This is a genomic window from Sulfurospirillum sp. SCADC, assembly GCF_000743525.1.
Lineage (GTDB): Bacteria > Campylobacterota > Campylobacteria > Campylobacterales > Sulfurospirillaceae > Sulfurospirillum.
Genome location: NZ_JQGK01000001.1, coordinates 69439 through 93883 on the forward strand (window position 1 = coordinate 69439; position 24445 = coordinate 93883).

General features: G+C 39.5%; 24 protein-coding genes and 1 tRNA gene. 17 read left to right on the top strand and 8 right to left on the bottom strand.

Features of this window, described 5'->3' with window-relative positions; genetic code table 11:
- Nucleotides 1-146: 146 nt before the first annotated feature.
- From acnB to flgL, 3 genes are all read right to left on the bottom strand, one after another.
- Nucleotides 147-2705, bottom strand: a complete 2559-nt coding sequence (acnB, locus tag JU57_RS00365) for a bifunctional aconitate hydratase 2/2-methylisocitrate dehydratase (protein ID WP_037955472.1) — start codon at nt 2703-2705, stop codon at nt 147-149.
- 24 nt (nt 2706-2729) lie between these two features.
- Complete coding sequence (locus JU57_RS00370; RefSeq protein WP_037955476.1) at nt 2730-4826, bottom strand: DNA translocase FtsK; 2097 nt, start codon at nt 4824-4826, stop codon at nt 2730-2732.
- 93 nt (nt 4827-4919) lie between these two features.
- Nucleotides 4920-7352, bottom strand: coding sequence for a flagellar hook-associated protein FlgL (gene flgL / locus JU57_RS00375; protein WP_349678028.1), 2433 nt, complete (start codon nt 7350-7352; stop codon nt 4920-4922).
- 137 nt (nt 7353-7489) lie between these two features.
- Here flgL and JU57_RS00380 point away from each other — a divergent pair, with 137 nt between their 5' ends.
- The 5 genes from JU57_RS00380 to JU57_RS00395 all read left to right on the top strand — a co-directional run bounded on the left by JU57_RS00380 (nt 7490) and on the right by JU57_RS00395 (nt 9861).
- A complete protein-coding gene (locus JU57_RS00380) occupies nt 7490-7768 on the top strand; it encodes an HU family DNA-binding protein (RefSeq protein WP_037955478.1) in 279 nt (92 codons plus the stop codon).
- Nucleotides 7769-7851: 83 nt separating this feature from the next.
- A tRNA-Leu gene (locus JU57_RS00385) sits at nt 7852-7936 on the top strand.
- A gap of 129 nt (nt 7937-8065) precedes the next feature.
- Nucleotides 8066-8236 (top strand): hypothetical protein, encoded by a 171-nt coding sequence (locus JU57_RS13900; RefSeq protein ID WP_294874861.1) that lies wholly within the window; start codon nt 8066-8068, stop codon nt 8234-8236.
- A gap of 3 nt (nt 8237-8239) precedes the next feature.
- The gene (locus tag JU57_RS00390) at nt 8240-8968 is read left to right on the top strand and encodes an arginyltransferase (protein ID WP_037955480.1); all 729 of its coding nucleotides are present in this window, start codon (nt 8240-8242) and stop codon (nt 8966-8968) included.
- Between the two features lie 62 nt (nt 8969-9030).
- On the top strand, nt 9031-9861 hold the full coding sequence (locus JU57_RS00395; RefSeq protein WP_037955482.1) for an adenylosuccinate lyase: 831 nt from the start codon (nt 9031-9033) through the stop codon (nt 9859-9861).
- Here the strand turns inward: JU57_RS00395 and JU57_RS00400 are convergent.
- Genes JU57_RS00400 through JU57_RS00420 form a run of 5 tightly spaced genes read right to left on the bottom strand, consistent with a single transcriptional unit; the run spans nt 9858 to nt 13513 of the window.
- Entirely contained in the window at nt 9858-11129 is a 1272-nt protein-coding gene (locus JU57_RS00400) for an RNA polymerase factor sigma-54 (RefSeq protein ID WP_294874866.1), read from the bottom strand. The genes JU57_RS00395 and JU57_RS00400 overlap by 4 nt on opposite strands.
- 18 nt (nt 11130-11147) lie before the next feature.
- The gene (lptB, locus tag JU57_RS00405) at nt 11148-11870 is read right to left on the bottom strand and encodes an LPS export ABC transporter ATP-binding protein (RefSeq protein ID WP_037955484.1); all 723 of its coding nucleotides are present in this window, start codon (nt 11868-11870) and stop codon (nt 11148-11150) included.
- Nucleotides 11857-12288 (bottom strand): tRNA (adenosine(37)-N6)-threonylcarbamoyltransferase complex ATPase subunit type 1 TsaE, encoded by a 432-nt coding sequence (gene tsaE / locus JU57_RS00410; protein ID WP_051906409.1) that lies wholly within the window; start codon nt 12286-12288, stop codon nt 11857-11859. The genes lptB and tsaE overlap by 14 nt, the downstream gene beginning before the upstream one ends.
- On the bottom strand, nt 12285-13268 hold the full coding sequence (gene trpD / locus JU57_RS00415; RefSeq protein ID WP_037955486.1) for an anthranilate phosphoribosyltransferase: 984 nt from the start codon (nt 13266-13268) through the stop codon (nt 12285-12287). The genes tsaE and trpD overlap by 4 nt, the downstream gene beginning before the upstream one ends.
- On the bottom strand, nt 13268-13513 hold the full coding sequence (locus JU57_RS00420; protein ID WP_037955489.1) for an RNA-binding S4 domain-containing protein: 246 nt from the start codon (nt 13511-13513) through the stop codon (nt 13268-13270). The genes trpD and JU57_RS00420 overlap by 1 nt, the downstream gene beginning before the upstream one ends.
- 156 nt (nt 13514-13669) lie before the next feature.
- On the opposite strand from JU57_RS00420, the gene JU57_RS00425 reads away from it, so the two are divergent.
- The 12 genes from JU57_RS00425 to JU57_RS13575 all read left to right on the top strand — a co-directional run bounded on the left by JU57_RS00425 (nt 13670) and on the right by JU57_RS13575 (nt 24413).
- Complete coding sequence (locus JU57_RS00425) at nt 13670-14911, top strand: argininosuccinate synthase (RefSeq protein ID WP_037955492.1); 1242 nt, start codon at nt 13670-13672, stop codon at nt 14909-14911.
- Nucleotides 14904-15323, top strand: a complete 420-nt coding sequence (locus JU57_RS00430) for a rhodanese-like domain-containing protein (protein WP_037955494.1) — start codon at nt 14904-14906, stop codon at nt 15321-15323. The genes JU57_RS00425 and JU57_RS00430 overlap by 8 nt, the downstream gene beginning before the upstream one ends.
- A gap of 19 nt (nt 15324-15342) precedes the next feature.
- A complete protein-coding gene (gene rplI, locus JU57_RS00435) occupies nt 15343-15789 on the top strand; it encodes a 50S ribosomal protein L9 (RefSeq protein ID WP_037955498.1) in 447 nt (148 codons plus the stop codon).
- Nucleotides 15790-15794: 5 nt separating this feature from the next.
- Nucleotides 15795-16340, top strand: a complete 546-nt coding sequence (gene hslV, locus JU57_RS00440; RefSeq protein WP_037955501.1) for an ATP-dependent protease subunit HslV — start codon at nt 15795-15797, stop codon at nt 16338-16340.
- Nucleotides 16337-17662, top strand: a complete 1326-nt coding sequence (gene hslU / locus JU57_RS00445) for an HslU--HslV peptidase ATPase subunit (protein WP_037955504.1) — start codon at nt 16337-16339, stop codon at nt 17660-17662. The genes hslV and hslU overlap by 4 nt, the downstream gene beginning before the upstream one ends.
- Nucleotides 17663-17676: 14 nt before the next feature.
- Complete coding sequence (era, locus tag JU57_RS00450) at nt 17677-18567, top strand: GTPase Era (RefSeq protein ID WP_037955506.1); 891 nt, start codon at nt 17677-17679, stop codon at nt 18565-18567.
- An 86-nt stretch (nt 18568-18653) separates the two neighbouring features.
- Entirely contained in the window at nt 18654-20180 is a 1527-nt protein-coding gene (locus JU57_RS00455; RefSeq protein WP_037955509.1) for a hypothetical protein, read from the top strand.
- Nucleotides 20173-20820 (top strand): hypothetical protein, encoded by a 648-nt coding sequence (locus JU57_RS00460; protein WP_037955512.1) that lies wholly within the window; start codon nt 20173-20175, stop codon nt 20818-20820. The genes JU57_RS00455 and JU57_RS00460 overlap by 8 nt, the downstream gene beginning before the upstream one ends.
- Nucleotides 20817-21245 carry a hypothetical protein gene (locus JU57_RS00465; protein ID WP_037955514.1) on the top strand — a complete coding sequence of 143 codons (429 nt, stop codon included), beginning with the start codon at nt 20817-20819 and terminating at the stop codon, nt 21243-21245. The genes JU57_RS00460 and JU57_RS00465 overlap by 4 nt, the downstream gene beginning before the upstream one ends.
- Entirely contained in the window at nt 21214-22740 is a 1527-nt protein-coding gene (gene mshL, locus JU57_RS00470) for a pilus (MSHA type) biogenesis protein MshL (protein ID WP_051906411.1), read from the top strand. Before JU57_RS00465 ends, mshL begins: the two co-directional genes overlap by 32 nt.
- Entirely contained in the window at nt 22733-23542 is an 810-nt protein-coding gene (locus tag JU57_RS00475; protein ID WP_037955520.1) for an ATP-binding protein, read from the top strand. The genes mshL and JU57_RS00475 overlap by 8 nt, the downstream gene beginning before the upstream one ends.
- A complete protein-coding gene (locus JU57_RS13575; RefSeq protein WP_051906413.1) occupies nt 23535-24413 on the top strand; it encodes a hypothetical protein in 879 nt (292 codons plus the stop codon). Before JU57_RS00475 ends, JU57_RS13575 begins: the two co-directional genes overlap by 8 nt.
- The last annotated feature ends 32 nt before the right edge of the window (nt 24414-24445 follow it).

The window sequence follows — 24445 nt, forward strand, 5'->3', positions numbered from 1 at the left end:
CGAGTGGCTTTTGTAGGTTTTATGCTTCTTATAAAAGAAGTAAAGCACCAAAGGTGCGTGGGCCTACTGCCCAAGTTTACCCAGTGTTAACGTAGTTTTTAAAGCTTTGCTTTAAAAACGTGTCAAGAGTTCTTTGAAGAACTCTATTAGTTCGCGAGTTCGTAATCTTCTATGAGGTTAAAATTGAGGTATTTATAGACTTTATCTGTCTTACCTGCAAGCTTTTTAGGCACTAAACTCATATACTCTTCTACGCTTGGAAGGCGTCCTAAGAGTGCGCAAAGTGCCGCTAACTCAGCGCTCCCAAGGTAAACTTTAGAGTTAGGCCCCATACGGTTATCAAAGTTACGAGTTGATGTGGAAAACACAACCGCACCCTCTTTCACATTGGCTTGGTTACCCATACACAACGAACATCCAGGAATTTCAATACGCGCTCCTGATGTTCCAAAGATGGAATAATACCCTTCGTTGGTAAGTTGATCTTTGTCCATTTTTGTAGGAGGTGCGATCCACAGTGTAGTTGGCACTTTGCCCTCGCCTTGTAATACTTCACCAAGCGCACGGTAATGACCAATGTTCGTCATACAGCTTCCTACAAAAACTTCATCGATTTTCTTAGGACGATTCTCATCAGCGAGTACTTCGCTCAGCGTTGCGACATCATCTGGATCATTCGGACATGCCAAAATGGGTTCTTTGATCTCAGCAAGATCAATTTCAATGACTTCGGCATACTGTGCATTCGCATCCGCTTTTAAAAGCTTAGGATCAGCTATCCACGCTTTCATTTTATCGGCTCTTCGTTGCAATGTTTTGGCATCCGCATAACCTGCTTTGACCATCGCTTCAAGGAGTGTAATATTGGATTTGAGATACTCAACGATAGGTTCAACATCAAGCGCTAAGGCACATGCTGCGGCGCTTCGCTCTGCTGAAGCGTCACTGAGTTCAAACGCTTGCTCGACTTTGAGTTTTGGAAGTCCTTCAATTTCAAGGATTTTTCCTGCAAAAATGTTCTTTTTATTTTTCTTAGGAACGGTTAAAAGCCCTTTTTTGATCGCATAGTAGGGAATGGCATTCACAAGATCACGAAGCGTGATACCCGGTTGCATTTCACCTTTAAAACGCACCAAAACCGATTCAGGCATATTAAGCGGCATACTTCCTGTCACAGCAGCAAAGGCAACAAGACCAGAACCAGCAGGGAATGAGATACCAATCGGGAAACGTGTATGACTGTCTCCGCCCGTTCCTACGGTGTCTGGAAGCACCATACGGTTCAACCATGAGTGGATAACACCATCGCCTGCGTTGAGACTCACACCTGAACGTGATGTGATAAAGGCTGGAAGCGTATGGTGAAGTTTGACGTCACTGGGTTTAGGGTAAGCCGCCGTGTGGCAAAAACTTTGCATCACAAGATCGGCACTAAAGCCAAGTGCTGCAAGCTCTTTGATCTCATCTCTGGTCATCGGTCCTGTGGTATCTTGACTACCAACCGTTAGGGTATGCGGTTCTACATACATACCTGCTCGAACACCTTCTACGCCACATGCTCGTCCAACCATTTTTTGAGCCAATGTATAGCCAACACCTTTTTGCTCTTCAGGTTGTTCTGGTTTGGCAAAGATAGTTTCAGCACCCATGCCAAGGCTCGCTCGTGCTTTTGTCGTAAGGCCACGACCAATGATAAGCGGAATGCGTCCACCAGCACGGTATTCATCCGCTAAGGTATTGGGAGAGAGTTTAAACGTTGCAACCACTGTGCCATTTTTTTCAATTTTCCCCTCAAGAGGATAAATATCAATCAAATCGCCCGTTTCCAAGCCTTCTACGTTAACTTCGATTGGCAATGCACCGCTATCTTCGGCAGTATTAAAGAAAATAGGTGCAATCGTTGAGCCTAAAATCAAACCACCTGTTTTTTTATTGGGAACATTGGGGATTTCACGTCCCATAAACCATTGAATCGAGTTAATGCCTGACTTTCGACTGCTTCCTGTGCCTACAACATCACCGACATAAGCGACCTCATAGCCTTTTGCGATGAGCTCTTTAATCTTTTCGATGGAGCCTGGAAGTCTTTTAACCAACATCGCATTGGCATGAAGAGGAATGTCACTTCTGGTAAACGCTTCACTGGCAGGACTGAGATCATCGGTATTGGTTTCACCGGCTACTTTTAAAACAGCCACCGTGATGTTTTCAGCAAGGGAGGGTTTGTTGGTAAACCACTCTGCATTTGCCCACGAGGTCATCACTTCTTTCGCATAAGCGTTCGTTTTGCAGAGTTCTTCAATATCGTTAAAGGAGCCATAAACGAGTACAGTATGCTTAAGTGCATTACAGGCGGCACGCGCTACGGCATCGTCCTTTGAACTCAGGGCATCAACGAGAGGTTGAACATTGTACCCACCAAACATGGTACCCAATAATTCGATGGCATAAACAGGAGAAATCGCTTTACATGTAACCTTTTTTTGAGCCACATCATTCAAAAAAGCCGCTTTAACATACGCTGCTTCATCAACGCCAGGAGGAACACGGTTCGCCAATAGATCTCTTAAAAAAGCTTGGTCACCCTCTTCTTTTTTTAAAAGTTCAACAACCTCGGCTGTCTTTTTAGCATCAAGAGGTAAAGGAGGAACCCCTAACTTTGCTCTTTCATTCACTTCTGCTTCATACGCTTGGAAAAAACTCATTGTGACTGACTCCTTACGATTTGGTTAGTTTACGATGATCTCACGCTGCCCTTTAGCGTTTTGAGAAGAGAGTATTCCCATAGCCTCCAGTTGCTCGACAATCGTCGCTGCCCTATTATAGCCAATATTCAATCTTCTTTGAATATAAGAAATTGAGCTCTTTCTTTCATTAAGGACAATCGCTTTTGCATCATCAAAAAGCTCATCTAACTCACCACTCTCTTTGCTGCTAGAAGAGCCTGAGAAGCCCTCTTCACTCTCTTTAAGAAAACTCTCATCGTATACGACGGGGCGCTGTTTCTTGAGGTATTCAACCACCTTGTCAATCTCATCTTCTGAGGTGTAAGGAGCATGCAAACGAATGAGCCCAGAAGTGCCTGGAGGAGTAAAAAGCATATCGCCATTTCCAAGCAAAGAATCTGCCCCCATCGCATCTAAAATGACTTTTGAGTCAATTTTCTGCCCTACTTTAAAACTAATACGCGAAGGTAAGTTTGCCTTAATAAGTCCCGTGACAACATCCACTGATGGTCTTTGTGTCGCTACGATGATATGAATTCCACTTGCCCTTGCCATTTGAGCAAGTCGTGCAATATAAAATTCAACATCTTTACCACTCGTCATCATAAGATCCGCTAATTCATCAATAATAATGACAATATACGGCAATGGCTCTACACCAATTGCTTTTGCTTTTTCATTGTAATTTTCAATATTTTTAGTCTTTGAACGACTCATCATCTGATAGCGTCGCTCCATCTCACTCACCATATTCGCCAGTGCCACAATCGCCTGTTTAGGTTTGGTAATCACCGGTGTTAAAAGATGCGGGATGTCATTGTAAATCGAAAATTCCAACATCTTAGGATCAATCATCAAAAAGCGTAAAGTATCAGGGGAATTACGGTACAAAAGGGAAAGCAACATCGCATTAATGCCCACACTTTTACCACTACCTGTTGTTCCAGCAACGAGTAAATGAGGCAATTTTTTCAAATCTGTTACAAACGCATTACCCACAATGTCTTTGCCCAGTGCAATGGTTAAAGGTGAAGAAGATTTTTTAAAAATATCACTCTCTAAAATCTCTTTGAGATAAATGGTCTCTATTTTTTGATTGGGTACTTCAATACCGACAACATCTTTACCTGGAATTGGAGCTTGAATACGAATCGTCTTTGCTTTTAATGCCATCGCAAGGTCATCTTGAAGTGTTAAGATACGTGAGACTTTGACATGCGGGGCCGGTTTAAACTCAAATGTGGTAACAACAGGTCCAGAGTAAGTACGCACCACATCACCTTCAATTTTAAAGCGTCTCAGTTTTTCAAGCAAATCTTGAATTTTTTGATCGATTTCACTCTCGTTGACATGAACCACCTTGCTAGGAGGATTGGCTAAAAAGGAGAGCGGTGGCAGTTTAAAATCTTTAGGTTTGTCGCATTCGCCTTGATCGATTTGAGAAAGTAACTTGGTGTTTTCGGCTACTTCACTGAGAATCTCAACTTTTTTGGCACTTTTAAGACGAACCAGTGGCTGTTTGGGCTCTTCGTTTTCAGGATACAGTGGCGCTATAATAGCGGGGTTTTCATCAGGCGTATCATCGTCTAATGTTACTTTTTCCTCAAACGACGCGTCTTGCTTTTTCGTAACTTTACTCTTTTTCGTCTCAACGCTTGGCTCTTCTTCTGCTTGGTACTCTTTAATTTTTGTTTTGGTGAAGGTCGGCTTCATAATCGTCAGAAAATCACTGATACTGGATTCAACCAGCAGGGTCATTGAGAGAAGAAAAATGGCAACAATAAAAAGCCACACACCCATAATCCCAATAGAAGCAATCAACATATCAACAATCGCACGCCCAAAAGAGCCACTCAATTCACTCTTGACAATTACAGACTGAGCCATTAAAAAAGCAAACAACACAATGGTTGAAGCTAAAAACACTCCAATACGTCGCTCTGTGAGTCTACTCTCTTTGTAGAGTGTAAAAGCGGGAAAGATCAATACAAACGGATAGATAAAAGCCGCATAGCCAAAGGCATGTTGATTGGATTTTCCAAGAAATGCACCAAATTTCCCCACAACGGAAGCATCGGGTAAAATGGTTGCTACGCCCAAGAAAAGTGCAATAGCAATGAAAATAATAAAAAGAGTCTCTTTAAAGATAGCAGATCCTTTACATGTAATAAGTGTAGGTATTATAACAAATTATTACATGTAATTGGCTAGCGACATCGACATAACCTTAGAAATCGTTGATAACATCGTTTGATACGAGGTCGAAATAGAGGTGTATTCTAAGTAAGCTTCTGTTAAATCGACACCCACAATATCGGTTTGAATCGTTGTAATACTGGTTGTCAGAGTTGTAGCTGTTGCATTGGCACTTGTGAGGGCATTGGAGAGAGCACCAATTTTAGTATGTGCCTTTTCAACGTGATCTGCAATATGATCAATAACCGCTAAGGCATTTTGCATACCTATGTTACGAGGATCGTCTGATTCTGAATCCATACGGAATGTGCCTGAACGAACAGCCTCAATCATTTCATCTAATTGGTCGAAAAGATCAATTGTAGGGCTTGCTGTCGTTACAGAGTCGTTTGCCATAAAAGAGAGTGCTGTACTGGTTGTTCCACTGTAATCTCCTGTATCACTATCATACATACTAAACTGAATTTTAGACTCCGACGCAGTCCGATCTACGATTGATAATTTTCCTTCATCATCAATACTAGCAGAAACGCTACTAGCGGCTGTTTTAAGTGCATAATTGTACTCTTCAAAATCGGTACTGGAAGCTGGGACACCATCGGTTGGAAGCGTGCCAGATGTAAGCATGCTCATCACATCCGTTAATTGCTGATACGTTACATCATTTGCGGCAGTCGTATTACCTTGACTATCAAAAATAGTAAAGTTTTCATCCGCATCTGTAGTATCGCCATCGCCATTAAGATCTACCGCAACCGTACTTCCGGCATTGCTTAAATTGATAGTTGCGGTATAGCTTGCACCACTTTTATCGGTATACGCTACCGTTAATGCTTTGCCATTTAAGTCCTCTCCAGCAACCTCACTTAATTTTGTCGTTGCTGTCGCATATTCATCCGTTGCAATGACCACTTGAGAAACATTTCCCGTCAGAGTATTGCCATCTTTTTCAAAACCACGTACCGTATAATTGGCAGCATCTGGAATACTAAAACCAGCCGTAGCAGTTGTCGTAGCATCTTGTGCCGTAAGCTGAATACTCACGGTAGCAGTACTCTCAACAATCATTTGTCCATTTTCGATGCGTGCCGTTCCGCCTGTTTCCGTTGCAACAACATCCAATAAATCTTGAACCGTTGTCGTTGCTGTGATCGCTAATGTTGTCGCGCCCACTACAATACTATCAACATTGGAAGGCATCATATCACTTAAAAGCGTTGTTGCTTTTGCAGTATTGCCACTGCTGTCTTCAAGAGGATACCCAATATAATAAATATCTGATTCGTAAGTATCCGCACGTGACGCTATTGTTGAAGCTGAATTGGTGGTTGTATAGTTACTTGCATTGAACTCAATAATATCAACATTTCCCTGCGCAACAAGGTCTTCAACGCTGTTTTGATCAGCATTACCTGAGGTTCCAGAAGCAGCATCTCGATCCACCGCAGCAAAAAGATTCATCTCGATTACATTATTTCCACTGGATAGATCAGTGACTTCTATTTGCCCACGGGCATTCATACTAACATCAACAAGTTTATTCGTTGATGTGTTGCCATAAGCGTTACCAATACTCTCTAAAAGATCGGAAATAGAAGAGGAAGGGCTTATTGTCAATTTAGTCGTAAACGTTTCACCGCCGGTATCTCGACCTGAAAGATAAAAAACAGTATTGGGATCATTCGTGGCATCACTGTCTGTATCACCGACCATATCGCGTATTGTGTCATCTTCAGTCAAATACTCTTCTGTGGACGTACTATTCGTTCCACTGGTCGACATAATATCAGGATGCAAAGACGACTGATTGTACATCGATACATTGGTAGAAATTGTTTTTGTATAGTCACTATCTGAACCTAAAAAAAGTGATTGTCCATCAATATTGTAAGCAAGAGACAATCCTGAACCAACAACAGCAGTTAAACTCGCTCCATTACCATTATACGAACCATCACTACTAATAGGTTGTGTATTCAGTGCTGACCCGGAGAAAAGATACTGTCCATTAATGGAGGTATTCGCTAAATTTTTGATCTGATTTCGAATGGTTTCAAGTTCCAAAGCAATTGCTTCTAAACTTGTTGTAGAATTAGAAGCATTGGACGCTTGGGTAAGAAGTGTTTTAAAATTTTCAAGTTGTTCAGTCATATCACTGAGAGTTGAGTCCGTATTTTTCGCAAATGAACTTGCCTTAGAGCTACTTTCAGTTGTTTGAGATAGCGAGCTGAGTTGAGAATTTAAACGCATCGTATCAACATATATACCTGTGTCTTCATAACTGTTCTGTATCTTTAGCCCTGTTCCTAACTGTTGGTTAACATTATAAAGCTTTTCACTGGCTGTTCGATAGTTACGAATCGAACTAGTGTACAAAAGGTTATTTGTGATTCTCATGATATTCTCCATCCATTTTCTTTGTATCAACATACAAGCAATTTTGATTCCTTGAGCAAAATATCGACTTTTTGGCACTATTCTTTAACTTTTTAAAAAATATTATTGTCTTTTTTTTAAAAAAATTGTACAATCCTCACATTACAACACTTTATATTAAGGAATGGGCAATGAAAAAAGCGGAATTTATCCAAGCAGTCTCTGAGAAAGCAGGTCTTTCTAAGAAAGATAGTCAAAAAGCTGTCGATGCAGCTTTAGAGGCAATCAGCGAAGCACTAGTTGCTGGCAAAGATGTAAGCTTTATCGGTTTTGGTACATTTAGTACTGCTACAAGAGCTGCTAGAAAAGCTAGAGTTCCTGGTACAAACAGAGTCGTTGATGTTGCAAAAACAACAGCTGTTAAATTTAAAGTTGGTAAAAAACTTAAAGACGCTGTAGCAAAAGCTTAATATCTCGCTTCTAAAGCTTAAACATTCAGTTTTACTGATGTTTAAGCTTTTTTTTTGTACACTTCCAAACTCTTATTTACAGTGCCTGAGTGGTGAAATTGGTAGACGCGCTAGACTCAAAATCTAGTATGGAGACATATGCCGGTTCGAGTCCGGCCTCAGGTACCACCCCCCCCCTTTTTTTTATATTTTTTCTTAAATTTTTTTTAAAACGTACAATCACTCTCTTTCTAAGGCTCTTTGTATGAAATTTTGCTATAATCTGACCCTATTTATCTTTACATGTAAAGGCATGCAATGCAAGGCAATCTATTTGAAGATCTCAAATCCCTCAAAGACAAAATGAATCAAGAAGAAAAAAATACCAAAGAGCAACTCATTGTCGAGCAAAAAGAGGAAAAAGAGAAGAAATTACACGTTCACTTTGAAAAGTTTATGCAAAACTCTGGAGTTAGAAAACTATATTAACCCATGACGACGCCCTTTTCACGTATTATCGAATTTTCCACATTAGAAACAAAATGCTCCTACCTTGATGGGTGTAAAACACGCATGGAGTATAAATACATTGATAATGCGACCATGGAGCTCAATCAGGCTTTGATTGAACGAGGGTGGAGACGTTTTGGGCATTATTATTCACGTCCACAATGCCAAAACTGCAAATCTTGTTTGAGTCTTCGCATTGATATTAAAAACTATCAATTTTCGCGCTCGTTTAAACGTGCTTTTAAAAAAGCTGAGGGAATTCGCTATGTAATTCAAGCTCCTACGATTAGCACTGAACATTTAGAACTTTATGACAAATATCATCACCATATGGAAGCAAAACGTGGTTGGCAATACTACTACCTGAAGCCGCAAAGCTACCATGAACTCTATGTAAGTGGTGCGCAAAATTTTGGCAAAGAGGTGCTCTATTTTCAAGAGGATAAACTCATCGGTGTTGATCTCATCGATTTTTTAGATGATGGTATTTCTTCAATCTATTTTTATTATGACCCTGATTATGAAAAACTCTCTTTAGGACGACTTTCCATTTACGAGCAGATCATTTTAGCCAAAGAGTATGATTTAGATTGGATCTATCTTGGCTACTATGTAGAAAATTGTCAAAGCCTCAAATACAAGGCTTCCTATCAGCCTTATCAGATACTCCAAGGCAATCCAGATTTGAATGAAGATGCCATTTGGGTCTAATCGTTTAAACTTGGAATCTTTTTTGCTTTAAGCTTCATAACTTGACACAAAAGGATGGATAGATGCACCTTTCACTCTCTCATGATATGCTCGCTCTGACGATTCAAGAGGATTCAAAAACTTTTTATTATTTGCAAAATATTGCTGATAAGAATTTTCAGAAAAAGATTGGTCGCAAAGAAAAAATGATTATCTTTAAAGAGCAAGACGAGTTAGTGCAACGTCGCTATTTTTTAAAACTGATTGGTAAAATCTATCTGCGTAAAACGGGCAATACGGAACAGGCACAGATCATTGAAAATGCCATCGATAAAACCATTAAAATTTCTCTTTTAAAATCCAATCAAGTGCTTCAAAAAATGAGTATAAACCTTGTGATCGAAGACAGTTACGCCGTTGTCTTTCATCTAGGTTCCCACAACACCCTTTTTGCTTCGTATCTCAAAAGTTATTTTAAAGACCATTTGGTCAGAATTCGCCCCAAAAATGGCACTATTACGCTTTATCCCAACTCTGATGTCACCGTACATCTTTTAGAAAAACTATTGGAGCAAAAAGAGCTTTTTGGTTGCTTTGTGGAATTTTCCTATGCGATGGAAGAGTTCTTAGCGTACAAAAGAAGTTTTGTGGTCAAACGCGCCAAGCGAAGTCGCCATAGCGCCCTTTTTTCTTTACTTGAAGAGTATTTTGGCATTCTAGGGTGTCGAGTGGAAGACTCGTTTGAGATGATTCGCAAAAACTATCTAACGCTGGTTAAAAAGTACCATCCGGACAGTTGTGGGCTTTACGATGGAGATTTATATGTAAAGTATGTGGCGAAGTTTCAAGAGGTTCAAAATGCCTATGAAATGCTCAAAATGCACTTTAGACATCTGGATGCTAAAATCGCTTAAAATTTAAGCGTGTAGAGTTTTTTACGCTCGGATGAGCTGGCGATATTGAACTGCTGGCGGTATTTTGTAATCGTTCGTCGCACCATTTTGATATTGAATTTTCCCTCAATCAACTCCAGAAGTTTAATATCACTGAGTGGCTTTAATTTGCTCTCATTTTTGACCAACTCAATCATATACTCCTTAATCGCACTGTTAGAGATGTCCTCCTCAACCGCTGTGGCAAAAAACTGTTTTAAAGGGATGACACCGCGGGAACATGAGAGGTATTTACCAGCAATAGCGCGCGAAATCGTTGAAGGATTGCGCCCCAAATCATCGGCGAGGTCTTTGAGTTTCATAGGTTTAATCGCTTTTCCAAAGAAAAAATCATACTGATACTCCACGATCATTAACCCGATTTTGTACAGCGTTGCTTTGCGCATTTCAAGCGCATCAATAAGATCTTTGGCATCTTTAATTTTTTGAGAGACAAAACTATGGTTTTCATCTAAGCCTTCGGTATCCAGAATCACTTCGGGATAATAAGCATCATTGAGCCGTACTTCAATCGCCCCTGCTAAATCATAGATAAAAATATCAGGAATCACCTCTTTTTCATCTTCTAAAAAATCAATGGCAGGAGGATTGCGAAACCGCTTGATAATATTTAGTGCATCATGAAAAAGGGGCTCTTTGCCGAAAGATTCAATAGCTTCAAAATTGATGATGAGCTTTTCGGTCATCGCGTAGAGTTCATTTTCCAAGGAGAGATCTTGAAGCTGAAATAAAAAGGTCTCTTTCACATCAAGTGCGCCAACACCCAAGGGCTCAAGGTAGGCAAAACGTTGCCGTATCTTTTCCACTTCTTCAACTTTCACATCCAATTTTTTGGCAATTCCCATCAAGGATTCCACTTCAAAATAGCCCTCAGAATTGATGTTTTCGATAATTTCATACGCAATACGTTGAGATTTTTCCGTAGGAAAAAGGGAAGGATTCACCTGTTCATTGAGGACTTGAAAGAGTGATTTTTTATCTAATGTGAGCGCTTCAATGGTATCGGAAACCGATGTTTTAGCGATTTCTGAGAAAAAACTTCTCTTTTCAAAACGTTTATCGGGTGTTTCAGAGCCTGATTTGACGCTGATAAAGGGATTTTCTTGTACAAACGGTTCCAGTGTCTCCACCAAGCTATCCAGATTGGCTTGGAGTATGGGAAGCCAACCTCGAAGTGTTGAGGAGAACTTTTGTTTGGTGGTTTGTGTACCCGAAACCCTCAGTTTCAAAAACAATCTCCTTGTGGGTTAAAACCTGAAATCTTCGCCAAGATAGTAAGTTTTGACCAGTTTGTTTTGAGCGACTTCATCACTGCTGCCACTGGCTAAAAGTGCACCATCTTTGAGCACATACGCCCTATCGCAAATAGCAAGTGTTTCACGGACATTATGGTCGGTAATCAAAACACCAATGCCTAGTTTTGCAAGCTCTTGCACAATGGCTTGAATATCGGAGACTGCGATAGGATCGACTCCTGCGAAAGGCTCATCCAGTAGAAGAAATTTGGGTTGTAAGACTAAAGAGCGCGCGATTTCACAACGACGTCTCTCACCACCACTCAGGCTTACGCCATTGCGTTTGCGAATCGGCTCGATGTTGAGCAGATTTAACAGCTCTTCCACACGTTTCATCGCATCTTCTTTATTCGGGTAGACAATTTCAGCGGCAAGCATAATGTTCTCTTCCACGCTAAGATCTTTAAAGATACTTGATTCTTGCGGAAGATAGCCAATGCCCAGTTTTGCTCTTACATGTAAAGGTATTTTGGTCACATCATGATTGTCAAAATAAACCGTTCCAGACGTAGGTGGGATAAGCCCACAGATCATATAAAACATCGTTGTTTTACCCGCACCATTGGGTCCTAAAAGTCCTACGACTTCGCCACTTTTCACATCCAGTGAAACCCCTTTGATAATCTGAGTTTTTTTAATCGTTTTTTGTAATTCTTGAACGTTAAGCGTATGCATTGATGTGAACCTTATAATTGCGTTTTAAATCTATTGTTTCGATATCAATTGTACTGTATCCGATCCCAAAATGGTGCAGTAATTTTTCGAATTCAGCGTCACCCCACTCGATGAGATGGTAACCTTCTGCGTCTAATTTTTCGATCAAACCACTTTGCAAAAAACCGTTGCTCCCACATTGGTAAATATCATAGTGAAACAATTTTCTTTCATATTCATGTAAAATTGAAAAAGTGGGCGACGAGATCGCGTCTTTAATGCCTAAAACCTGAGCAAATGCTTTGACAAAAGCGGTCTTTCCACTAGCAAGATTCCCTCTTAACAGGAGCACACTCGCATTTCCAAGCTGATTGCGTATCTCTTTGGCAAACGCATTTAAATGTGCTAAATCGCACACTTTTTCATAGCGTTGGCTCATATGAGATACGAGAGCTTAATAATTTCGCCCAGTTTATCCCACGCTTTTTTGCTTTCAATGGCTTCTTTCATAAGCGCTATGCCTTCTTGCATATCTCTGGCTTTTCCATCGATTATTAAAGCACAAGCACCATTTAAAAGAACGATATCGCGTTTGGCGCCTTTTTCATCACCACGTAAAATGGAGTGGGTAATCTCTGCATTTTGAAGACTATCGCCACCTTTAATCGCCTCAAGTGGCGCTAATGCAAAGCCATAATCTTCTGGGTTGATTTCACCTTTGGTGATGATCTTATTTTCAATCATCGTGTAACGTGTTGGTGCCGTGATGCTCACTTCATCCAGTCCATCTAAAGAGCTTACCACCATACTTTTTGTTGTTCCAAGCTCTCGTAATGCTTTGCTAAAACGATCAATGTAATCCACATGAAACACACCGATCATCTGTTTTTGAGCACTCGCAGGATTGGCAAGAGGTCCCAACATATTGAAAATCGTACGATGTGAGAGGCTTTTTCGAATCGGCATAATGTGTTTCATGCAGGGATGATGATTCCTCGCAAACATAAAGACAAAACCGCACTCTTCAAGCATTTTGATCTGTTTTTCAGGTGTTAAACTAAGGTTGAGCCCTAAAGCTTTAAGCACATCGGCACTCCCAGAGAGTGAAGTAGCAGAACCACTGCCATGTTTGGCGACTTTACATCCCAGTGAGGCTAAAACGATGGAAGTTGTTGTGGAGATATTAAACGTTCCGCTTTTATCGCCACCTGTTCCTACAATGTCGATGAGTTCTGCTTGTAAATGCGCTGGAATATCCAGTTTAACGCTGTGTTCACGCATCACATTGGCTGCGGCTGCGATCTCCTCAAAACTCTCACCTCGCTCGTAGAGTTCGACTAAAAATTGTGCTGCTGCTTCGGAACTGAGTTCATTTTCAAAGAGCGCATTAAACTGTGCATAAGCCTCTTGGTAATTCATTACGCTTCCCTTACGTATTCGTTTTGTTTTGTTTTTGGAATGGTTTTGGCTTCAGGAATTTGCAAAACCTCGTATTTCACTGCTTTTTCAAGATAATTAATCGTAATAATATCACCCACTTTAACATCTTTGGCAGGCTTTGCAACGGCACCATTGATGCAAACAACACCATTTTTGCACATATCTTCCGAGATGGCGCGACGCTTGGTGATATTCACGCTGTTTAAAAATTTATCGACTCTCATACCCCATCCTTAGGATTTAACGCCCATTCTATCAAAAGAATATTTAAACTTGCTTTTTTGACTTTACATGTAAAATGCTACCTAAAGCATAAGCAAAGTTTTTACAAAGTTGCGCTACCATCACGCAATTCTATAAATTCTGTGAGGATTCGTATTATGAAAAAAAATGTCAAAAAAGTAGTTTTAGCCTATTCAGGTGGACTTGATACCAGTATTATTTTAAAATGGCTCCAAGATGAGTATAAATGTGAAGTTGTGACCTTTACAGCGGACATCGGTCAAGGCGAAGAGTTAGAGCCAGCGCGCAAAAAAGCGATCTCTTTGGGCATCAAGCCAGAAAATATTTTTATTGAAGATTTAAAAGAAGAATTTGTGAAAGATTATGTATTTCCTATGTTTAGAGCGAATGCCATTTACGAGGGCGAGTATCTTTTAGGAACATCCATTGCAAGACCTTTGATTGCAAAACGCCAAGCTGAAATTGCTGCAATGGTGGGAGCCGATGGTGTTAGTCATGGCGCAACGGGTAAAGGAAATGACCAAGTTCGTTTTGAAATGGGTTATCTTAGCATGAATTCAGACCTTGTCATCATCGCTCCTTGGCGTGAATGGGATTTGAACTCTCGTGAAAAACTTCTTGCGTATGCAGAGAAAAATGGCATTGTGATTGAGAAAAAACCGGGTAAATCACCCTACTCTATGGACGCAAACTTGCTTCACATCTCTTATGAAGGACTTGTGCTTGAAAATCCAGCCGCAGAGCCTGAAGAAGATATGTGGCGATGGACTGTTAGCCCTGAAAAAGCACCAGATCAATCCGAAGTGATTGAAATTACCTATGAAAAAGGTGATCCAGTCGCATTAAACGGTGTAAAACTCAGTCCTGCAACCATGCTAGCAAAATTGAATGAAATTGGTTGTAAACACGGTATTGGGCGTATTGACATCGTTGAAAACCGTTTTGTGGGTATGAAAAGTAGAGGCTGTTATGAAACTCCAGGCGGTACAATCATGCTTCGTGCGCACAGAGCGATAGAGAGCATTACACTAGACCGTGAAGCCGCACACTTTAAAGATGAGATCATGCCAACGTATGCCAAAACCATCTATAACGGATTTTGGTTTTCACCAGAACGTGAGATGATGCAAGCTGCAATTGATAAATCGCAAGAGACTGTTAATGGCACCGTCAAACTCAAACTCTATAAAGGCAATGTTTCCGTCATCGGAAGAGATTCTAAAACCAATAATCTTTTCAGCGAAGCGTTTTGTACGTTTGAAGAGGACGAAGTGTATAACCAAAAAGATGCGGCAGGCTTTATCAAACTGAACGCCCTTCGCTTTATCATTAGCGGTAAAAACAGAAGAAATCAAGGCAAGCGTAACCCCAGTGGATGAGCCAATTGAGGATGAATGGAATGAAGAAGCCATGATGAATTTAGTCAAAACCGTAACCAGAAGCTGCGAAGTCAGTGGCGAAGCGTTACATGTAATGCTGAACCTCAGAGCTCAAAAGAGGCTTGATTTTGTCTTGATAGACATCAGAGAGATGTATGAATACACACATGAGAGCATCAAAGGCACGGATATTCTTATGCCGACTTCAACCATTCATCAGCAGATGGATGAGCTGAAAAAGCTTTCCGGTAAGCTTTTGATTTTTTATTGCCATGTCGGTGGACGCACAACGCAGATGATCTTTATTTTACGCAGAATGGGCTTTTCAAACATCGCCCAACTCAGTAGCGGCATTGATGCTTTTCATGGCGAAAAGCTGAAAAATGCCCCACTTCCAAAAATAATGAAATAGAAAACGAAAGGATCTTAATATGAAAGTTTTATTGATTAAAGATGTAAAAGATTTAGGTAAAAAAGGCGAAATTAAAGAGGTTAAAGACGGTTACGGTCAAAATTTCTTGATTGGTAAAGGCTTTGCGCTTCTTGCAACCAATGAAGTTATGCGAAAATACGAATCAGACCAACGCAAAAAAGCAGCCGCTGAGGCGGAAGAGATCGCTAATCTTAAAGCGATAGAGACAAAACTCGGTGCGTTAAAGCTTACGGTTAAACGTAAACTTGGTGCCAACGGAAGTCTTTTTGGTGCTGTTACCAAAGAGGAAATTGCGCATGAACTGAAAGAGCAATACAAAATCGAAATCGATAAAAAAATGGTTGAGCTTGAACATGCGATCAAAACAACGGGTAATTTCGATGTGAGCATTAAACTGGGTCATGGCATTCATGCCACATTGGCACTTATTATTCTTGGAGAATAAATTTTATGTTTGAAGCAACCACCATTCTTGCGTGTCGCGGAGATAAAAAAGCGGTTATTGGCGGTGACGGACAAGTCACCTTCGGCAATACGGTGCTTAAAAGTAATGCCACAAAAATTCGCAAACTCTACAATGGCAAAATCTTAGCAGGCTTTGCAGGAAGTACTGCCGATGCGTTTAACCTTTTTGATATGTTTGAAGGCATTCTAGAGCAGAAAAAAGGCGATTTGTACAAATCGGTCATCGAATTTTCCAAAGAGTGGCGCAAAGATAAGATGCTCAGACGTCTTGAAGCGATGATGATTGTACTCACATGCGAGCATATTTATATTCTCAGTGGAACGGGAGATGTGGTTGAACCAGAAGACGGTAAAATTGCGGCGATTGGAAGTGGTGGAAACTACGCCATTTCAGCGGCGCGCGCGCTGGATCGTCACGCCCATTTGGATGAAGAGACACTGGTCAAAGAGAGTCTTAAAATCGCCAGTGAGCTGTGTATTTACACCAACGATAACATCAAAACATTTGTTTTAGAGAGTACCGAAGCATGAATTTAACACCCAAACAAACCGTTGCCTATTTGGATGAGTATATCATCGGACAGTTTAATGCTAAAAAAGCCATCGCTATTGCGCTTCGCAATCGTTACCGAAGGCTCAAACTTGAAGGGGAAATGGCAGAAGAGGTCATGCCTAAGAACATTTTGATGATCGGCTCAACCGGTGTGGGAAAAACAGAGATTGCACGTCGTATGGCAAAAATGCTCTCTTTACCGTTTGTCAAAGTAGAAGCGAGTAAATACACCGAAGTGGGTTTTGTCGGACGCGATGTCGAGTCGATGGTGAGAGATCTGATGATGGCATCCATCAACCTTGTTAAAACCGAACACAAAGAGAAAAATCAAGACGATATAGCGTTACATGTAGAAAAAACGATCATCGAAAAACTCCTTCCGCCACTTCCTAAAGGTGTGAGCGAAGAGAAAAAAGCGGATTATGAAAAAAGCTATGAAAAGATGCGCCAACGACTTCATGATGGCGAACTGGATGATCTAAAAATTGAAGTCGAAATTTCTCAAAACAGCAGTGATTTAGGCGATTCGTCGCTGCCTCCTGAGATGATTAAAGTGCAAGAGTCTTTTATCAAAATTTTAGGCTCAGGCCAAAATAACATCAAAAAAGAGATGAAAGTCAAAGATGCCAAAGAGGCACTTAAAATCGAAGCAAGCGAAAAACTTTTGGACATGGAAGCGGTTAAAAGCGAAGCCAGAGAGCGTGCTCAAAATGGCGGTATTATTTTCATTGACGAGATCGATAAAATTGCGGTAAGCTCTTCACAATCGCACCGCAGTGATCCAAGCAAAGAAGGCGTTCAACGCGATCTTCTGCCTATCGTGGAAGGCAGCGATGTCAATACCAAATACGGAAGCATTAAAACCGACCATATCCTTTTTATCTCAGCAGGTGCGTTTCATGTGAGCAAACCCAGTGATCTCATCCCTGAGCTTCAAGGTCGTTTTCCTTTGCGTGTGGAACTCAGCTCTCTCACAGAAGAGGTGCTTTACAAAATTTTAACCCAACCCAAAAACTCCCTCTTACGTCAATATCAAGCCCTTTTAAAAACCGAAGGTGTTAAGCTGATTTTTGAGGATGATGCCATTGCTTCGATTGCAAAAATTGCACAAATCACCAATGAAAAGACTGAAGATATTGGAGCACGAAGGCTTCATACCATTATCGAAAAAGTCTTAGAAGACATCAGTTACACCGCTGATGAACACGCGGGCGAAACCTTACATGTAAGCAAAGCACTTGTCCATGAAAAACTCGATGCGATTGTCGAGAGCGAAGATAGCAGCCGCTATATTTTATAAAGAAAAGAAGCACAATGAACGAAAAAACAAAAACAGGGTACGTTGCCGTTATTGGTAGACCCAATGCAGGTAAAAGTTCCCTACTCAACTGGCTTGTCGGTGAAAAGCTTGCCATGGTTTCTCACAAAGCCAATGCGACACGAAAGCGTCTGAACATCATTGCAATGTATGAAAACACCCAAATTATTTTTATTGACACACCTGGTATTCACGAACAAGAACGCCTTTTAAATCAATTTATGCTTGAAGAGGCGATGAAGGCGATGGGGGATTGTGATCTTATCCTTTTCTTAGCGCCTGCAAGTGATACCCTTCAAAATTATATTGATTTTTTAGCGCTCAATAAAGCCAATATTCCCCATATGGTTCTTCTTACAAAAACGGATAGCATTTCGCAAACGGCTCTTTTTGATAAAATCACAGAATACCAAGCGTATCAAGATAAATTTGTAGCCCTTATTCCTGTTTCGGTTAAAAAAGGAATCTCACAATCCTATCTTTTAGAAGCGATCTCCAAATTTATGCCTGAACATCCTTACCTTTATGATCCTGAAATCCTCACAACAGAGCGTGCTCGCGATATTTACAAAGAACTGATACGAGAAGCTATTTTCGAGAATACCAGCGATGAAATTCCTTATTTTGCGGATGTTATCATCGATAAAGTCGATGAAAAAGAGACAATCGATAATATTTATGCTACTATTATTGTCGACAAAAAAAGCCAAAAAGGTATTATGATTGGCAAAGAGGGTCAAACCATTAAAAGAATCGGCTCTAGCGCACGTTTACTGATTGAATCGCTGTCACAAAAACGTGTCTTTTTGAAACTTGTTGTGGTTGTCAAACAAGGTTGGAGCCAAGATAAAGAAATGTTGAAGAAAATTGGTTATATAGTAGAATAAAGTCTGTCACCATAATGCAATAAAATCACTGTATGATTCTCATCAGTGGAATGACGATAATTTTTAGAATAAAAGGGGTTTAAAAAATGGCCGCACCTGAGAATAAACGTTATAGCTCAGAAATTGTATCTATAGACCCTTCGTCGCTTGTTTCTTACTCTTATTCTAAAAATGAAATCAAACTCAATAAGCTCGAAAAAAGTGACAAAAATGCTTTTTTTATCTCCTACCTTCAAGCACGCGACGTTATTAGTGCCACGATAGATGTTAGCCGAAATATTCCCGATAGCGATCTTAAAGATGCTATAGAAATCAAAGTTTATGATGAATTAGCCCTTGATTCAGCGATTGAATACGTTATTAGCTATATTGAAACGGAATCTAAAGATGCCAAAAATCGCTCTTTTAATATCTTTATTATTGATGCAACGCTTATTCATTCCAAACTCACACCTATAAAAGAAAAAACGCGCTATATCGATTATGTTACCGCTGCACCTTTTTTAATTAAAGCACTTTACCGCAAAAATTTCATTGAGGCTGAGGGCACACACTGTTTTGTCTATTTTCAAAAAGCCGATGCTTTTTTGACCATCTACAAAGGTGGTGAATACATCTATTCTAAATCACTGCACTACTCACTCAAAGAGATCAACGAAAAATTTTGTGAACTCATTGGTGAACGCATTGATGAAGAAGATTTTTACAAACTCTTAACCAACGAAGGACTGAGAGCAACCAATAGCCAATACCAACAGAGCTTAATGCAACTTTTTGGAGAAATTTTCTTATACATTAGCGATGTTTTAGTCTTCACCAAACGCTCTTACAACATTGATTTTATTGATCGCATCTATTTAGGATCTGAAATTGGTGCATTCTCTGGCATTGAAGAGTATGGTAAAAGTTACCTTGGATTAGAATCTTTTGAGTTCAATTTTAGCATTGCGATTAACTCCAAAGAGTGGTACATCGATCAAATTCATATTTTAATGATGTTGAGTGCTCAGCTTTATATGGAAAATCAAGACGACAATCTTAATTTTTCAATCTACAAAAGACCTCCACCGCTTAAATACAGAGCCTCCGGTAAACTGTTAGCCATTATGGCTGCGAGTATTATCTTCAGTCTTGCCTACCCAGCGTATCAATTCGCATACCACTCATTTCTAAGCCTCAAAGCAGCAAAAGAGACCAGTGAATACAACGAGCTCTTTCAAAAAACATCCGCGATTCGACAAGAGTTAGCCCAACTCAAAGTTGAAAAAGAAAAAGTGGATACTTTGGTCAACAATGAGACCAGTAAGTTTGAATTTAGAAAAAAACTTTTGAGTGAAATCTACAATAAAAAGATCTCCTACCCAATGAAAGCGTTAATACTTTTAGAAATTTTCCAACTTTCAAACCAAAATGGCTGCAAAGTAGAAGCCATAGAATTTAAGCAAAAACAACTCAACTTTTTTGTGCGTAATCAAAGTGAAAAAAGAATTACAGAGTTTATCCAAGATTTAACGGCTTTAAAAAAATACAGGATTACAACCGATAAAATTATTCAAGATGATAAAATCAAACTCTATACCAGTAAAATCTCTATAGGATTGAACGATGAATAGTATTGATACGCTTATGGATAAAATTGATCTCTACTTTCAAGGTAAAAAAAGTAGTGAGACGTATCTTGTCTTTGCAATGGTTTTTACATTGATTGGCTTTTTATTTTACAGCTATCTCTTTCCTATTACTGAAAAAATGCTCAATCAAACCATGCGCAACGCTAAAGAGGTCGAAAAAAAGCTTCATGATGAGCAAGCCTACTTAACCTCAGTTTCTCGCGATGGAGATTCAACGTTTCTCATTAGAAAAGTAAAATCTGATATTGAAAATGCGAAGCTTCTGTTGGAAAAAACGACGTTTACCAATGCCTATGTTGACGGTAAGCTCAAAGAGCTCTCTTACCTTCTTTTTAATGACGAAAATTGGGCAAATTTTTTACACTCCATTACGCAATTGGCGCAAAAATACGCTGTACGTATTAAGGTCATTGAAAATAAAATCAATGAGCCAAGTATGCAAAAAATTGAACAAATTTTAACCCTCAAAGTTGATTTTAGTGGCTCATTTGCCAATACCATGAAATTTATGAATGCCATTGAAGAGAGTGAACTGGTTGTGGATATTTATGAACTGAATTGCACCGGACAGAAAAACATTGATGGGCAATTTAATATCGCTGTTTGGGGGATGAAGTATTGAAACCATTACTAAAAACAGTTATAGGGTTATGTTTTTACCTCACCCTGATAGATGCAAAAGAGGCTTTATCTCTAGGAAGCGAGGTCAAAGAGTATGACAAAATTTTTGAACGCATTGCTGAGCGCAGAGTGGGTGCTGATGTCATTATGCTAGACAAACTTGAAAATCCATTTATCAGCATCACGACCGATCAACAAAATCATGATGGCAATGAAACGATGCAACCCATTGTTTATATTTTAGAAGCAACCTTTGATCAAAAAGCAAAAATTAGTGGCACTTGGTATAAACGAAATGAGACGATAGGCTCCTACAAGCTGACAAAAATTACCCACAATAGTGTTATTCTCCAAAATGAAATTGAAAAAAAAGAACTTGTAATAAGGACAAAAGATGAGAGCAATGTTAAAATATTTTCCAAATAACATTATTGCAATAGCAGCGATATTAGCGATCGCTCTTTCGCCCGTTCACGCTGCTGAAAAAAGTAAGCCATGTGAATATCGCACGTTTAATATCAAAACTAACAACAAAGCCACAGGGGCTGAGCTCCTTGCCGAACTTGGTGACGTGTGTGATTTTAGTATTGTTGTTAAAGATACCGAAGCAGAAAAAGCACTTGCAAAAAACTTAAATGGTGTCAACATTAAAAATCTCTCTTTAGATGAAGTCTTTCAACTCGTGATTCAAGACAATGACCTTTTTTACACCTATGATAAAAACTATTTGAAAGTTTCAGCTCTCAGTACCAAATCCTTTAAAGTAGACTACATCTCTTCCATTCGTGAAGGCAAAGCGGTTATTAACGCCTCTGTAGATGCTACCCCTGTTGAAGCAACAGGAAGTGGAACCAAAAACACAACAACCCAAAGTCAAAACTCTATCTCTTCCAATGAATCCTTTGATTTTTGGAAGACAATCTCAACGGAGCTTACCTCTGTTTTAAACACAGGAGGAGAGAGTTACAAAGCCTCTTCACCGATTATCAACGCCAATGCAGGTATGATCACCGTCACAGCAACCAAAAAGCAGTTGGATCGTGTTTCTGATTATATCGATCTTTTGAAAGATAGGCTCCATAGGCAAGTGTTGATTGATGTCTCCATTATCTCTGTCGCACTAAGCAGTAGCAATAAAACAGGTGTAGATTGGAGTAAGTTTCAACTTGGATTTAGCAGTAGCTCTATTTTGAACAATAGCAATCAAGGACAAACAGGACATACCTATACAGATTCGACTGCAGCAACATATTATGATAATGCGATTACGAAAAATTATAATAGTTTAACCGTTGTGAATGACGCTGTCTTCTCCGTTTCTGGTTTGATTGATTTTCTAGGTTCAAGTGGTGACACTAAGGTTGTTTCGAGTCCAAAAGTTCTCACAATGAATAATCAACAAGCATTGATCACGGTTGGTGATAATATCAATTACCGAATACCCGAAGAGACAAGCTCAACAGAGACCACCACAAGCATCGCTACAACGTATACGAATTACTCCATTTTTATTGGCGTGCTACTTAATATCACCCCTGAAATTTCAGAAGATAATGAGATTATTCTTCGCATTAACCCTTCGGTCAGTAATTTTAAATACTCTAGTGATGATGAGCAGCAAACAACGCCTAGAGAAATTGCACCTGATACCCAAGAGAAAAAGCTCTCCACGGTTGTTAAAGTAAAAGATGGCAGTACGATCATTCTAGGAGGTCTTATTGCGACAACCAAAGGCAAAGAAGAAAGCAGCGTGCCCCTGCTCAGTAGCATTCCTCTCTTAGGAGAAGCGTTTAAACACTCTGCCGATACCGTATCAACCAATGAGCTTGTTTTTGTCATTACCCCACGCCTTATAGGGACGAAAGGGACGGATAAGGCAACGCTTAAAGATCTTGGATACAGCCAAAGAATATATGAATAGCCACTATAGCGATCTGAAAACCATCTTTGTTGATGGTGAAATCTTTGATTATGTGAATTTAGATAAATCGGCAATGGCCTATGATAAATTGGTGCAAACATTAGATAAGCCTTTAAAGCTTATCTTATTTTATGGAAAACCAGGTACGGGTAAAACCTTTTTGCTCCAAAAAATTTACAATGACTTAAAAACCAAAAAACGTATTATTTTTTTCCCGCGTCCTTTTTTTGAAGAGCGAGCTTTGATTAAAGCACTGTATGAGCATATTTTTGGGAGAACTTCTCCAGAGTTTTCCAATTACAATGAATTTTTAGCGCTACTTAGTAAACATATTACGTCTACCGATCAAGCTATTACGGTTCTCATTGATGAGGCACAGCTTTATCCCACAGATTTGATCGAGAAAATTCGTCTGATGGCAGATTCTCGTTTATTCAAATTTTTGTTTACCGTTCATAAGACCGAAAAAGAGGACTTACTCGCCAAAGATTACTTCCAAACACGTATTTGGGAGACCATTGAGATAGACAATGCCTCACAAAATGAGATCAAAACCTATATCGAAAAAAAGCTTCTGTTTCATAATCGTTTTGAATTTCTGAATCTTTTTAAGGATAAACACTATAAATTAATTGCAAAATTGACAGGTGGAAATTTGAGAACGATCAACAAACTTCTCTATAAACTCTTTGAAATTTTAGAGTATTATGATGAGCATAAACCCTCTGTTGTCAAAAGTAATGCTTTACATGTAAAATACCTTGAGATGGCTGGCATTAGTTTAGGGATGATCCATGCTTAGTACCGCAGAAATTGTTGAGCTCGAAAAAAAAGTTTCTCAGTACCGACTGAAGCAGCGTTTGCATTACCTCATTATCGGCTCATCTCTCTTCCTCTTTGTACTGATTGGACTCTTTTTTTACCCTCTGGTACTCAATCTTCTCAATTCAAAAGAGAAAGAGTCTGCTGCAGTTACACAGATGTACAATGGGGAACATAATCTTTCAACCACAACCATCGTTTCAGCAAACGTATCTGAAGTCAATAATAGCACACCAAAAGAGACACCTTTAGCATCCAACAGTATACAAAAAGCAGATGACACGCTTGTTCTTCAGCTTCCTGTCATTGGAAAAAATAGTTCTGAAAAGAAGCCATCCTATCTTCCTGAACCGGTAGAAAAGAAGAGTACTTCTGGCATTTATGAAGAAGAACTTGAAAATAAAGTGCTTACACGAAAAACACCTAACACCATTAATGATGAGAGTTTTTATCGAAGCAAAGAGGAAAAAATCGATACTATGCTCCTTCCACCACCTCTTTTGGAAGAACCCAAGCCAAAGGGGGTTATTAAAATTGAAACCCAAGAGGTTCATTCCATCCAATATCTCAAAGATAAATTTGAAAAAACACACAACATTACTTTTGCATTAATGCTTGCGGAAGAGTATTACCTTGCTAAAAATTACACTGAAAGTAATAAGTGGGCATTGATTGCCAATAATGTTGATTCTGAAAATGAAAAAAGCTGGATTTGGTTTGCAAAATCCAAAATCAAATTAGGGCATAAAGAAGATGCGGCACTAGCACTTAAAGCCTATTTGAAAAACAATAAGTCACAAGCAGCGCAAAGTTTACTCAACCAAATCGCAGTAGGAGAAGTCATTGATTAAAATGAATTGGTTTCTTTGTATGAGAAATGGTA

Coding starts and splice junctions, on each gene's coding strand:
- JU57_RS00420 (WP_037955489.1), bottom strand. CDS start 13,513: ATGAGAGTCGATAAATTTTTAAACAGCGTGAATATCACCAAGCGTCGC.
- hslV (WP_037955501.1), top strand. CDS start 15,795: ATGTTTGAAGCAACCACCATTCTTGCGTGTCGCGGAGATAAAAAAGCG.
- flgL (WP_349678028.1), bottom strand. CDS start 7,352: ATGTTGATACAAAGAAAATGGATGGAGAATATCATGAGAATCACAAAT.
- JU57_RS00425 (WP_037955492.1), top strand. CDS start 13,670: ATGAAAAAAAATGTCAAAAAAGTAGTTTTAGCCTATTCAGGTGGACTT.
- mshL (WP_051906411.1), top strand. CDS start 21,214: ATGAGAGCAATGTTAAAATATTTTCCAAATAACATTATTGCAATAGCA.
- hslU (WP_037955504.1), top strand. CDS start 16,337: ATGAATTTAACACCCAAACAAACCGTTGCCTATTTGGATGAGTATATC.
- JU57_RS00475 (WP_037955520.1), top strand. CDS start 22,733: ATGAATAGCCACTATAGCGATCTGAAAACCATCTTTGTTGATGGTGAA.
- era (WP_037955506.1), top strand. CDS start 17,677: ATGAACGAAAAAACAAAAACAGGGTACGTTGCCGTTATTGGTAGACCC.
- lptB (WP_037955484.1), bottom strand. CDS start 11,870: ATGCATACGCTTAACGTTCAAGAATTACAAAAAACGATTAAAAAAACT.
- JU57_RS00380 (WP_037955478.1), top strand. CDS start 7,490: ATGAAAAAAGCGGAATTTATCCAAGCAGTCTCTGAGAAAGCAGGTCTT.
- JU57_RS13575 (WP_051906413.1), top strand. CDS start 23,535: ATGCTTAGTACCGCAGAAATTGTTGAGCTCGAAAAAAAAGTTTCTCAG.
- JU57_RS00460 (WP_037955512.1), top strand. CDS start 20,173: ATGAATAGTATTGATACGCTTATGGATAAAATTGATCTCTACTTTCAA.
- tsaE (WP_051906409.1), bottom strand. CDS start 12,288: ATGAGCCAACGCTATGAAAAAGTGTGCGATTTAGCACATTTAAATGCG.
- JU57_RS13900 (WP_294874861.1), top strand. CDS start 8,066: ATGCAAGGCAATCTATTTGAAGATCTCAAATCCCTCAAAGACAAAATG.
- JU57_RS00395 (WP_037955482.1), top strand. CDS start 9,031: ATGCACCTTTCACTCTCTCATGATATGCTCGCTCTGACGATTCAAGAG.
- JU57_RS00390 (WP_037955480.1), top strand. CDS start 8,240: ATGACGACGCCCTTTTCACGTATTATCGAATTTTCCACATTAGAAACA.
- trpD (WP_037955486.1), bottom strand. CDS start 13,268: ATGAATTACCAAGAGGCTTATGCACAGTTTAATGCGCTCTTTGAAAAT.
- acnB (WP_037955472.1), bottom strand. CDS start 2,705: ATGAGTTTTTTCCAAGCGTATGAAGCAGAAGTGAATGAAAGAGCAAAG.
- rplI (WP_037955498.1), top strand. CDS start 15,343: ATGAAAGTTTTATTGATTAAAGATGTAAAAGATTTAGGTAAAAAAGGC.
- JU57_RS00455 (WP_037955509.1), top strand. CDS start 18,654: ATGGCCGCACCTGAGAATAAACGTTATAGCTCAGAAATTGTATCTATA.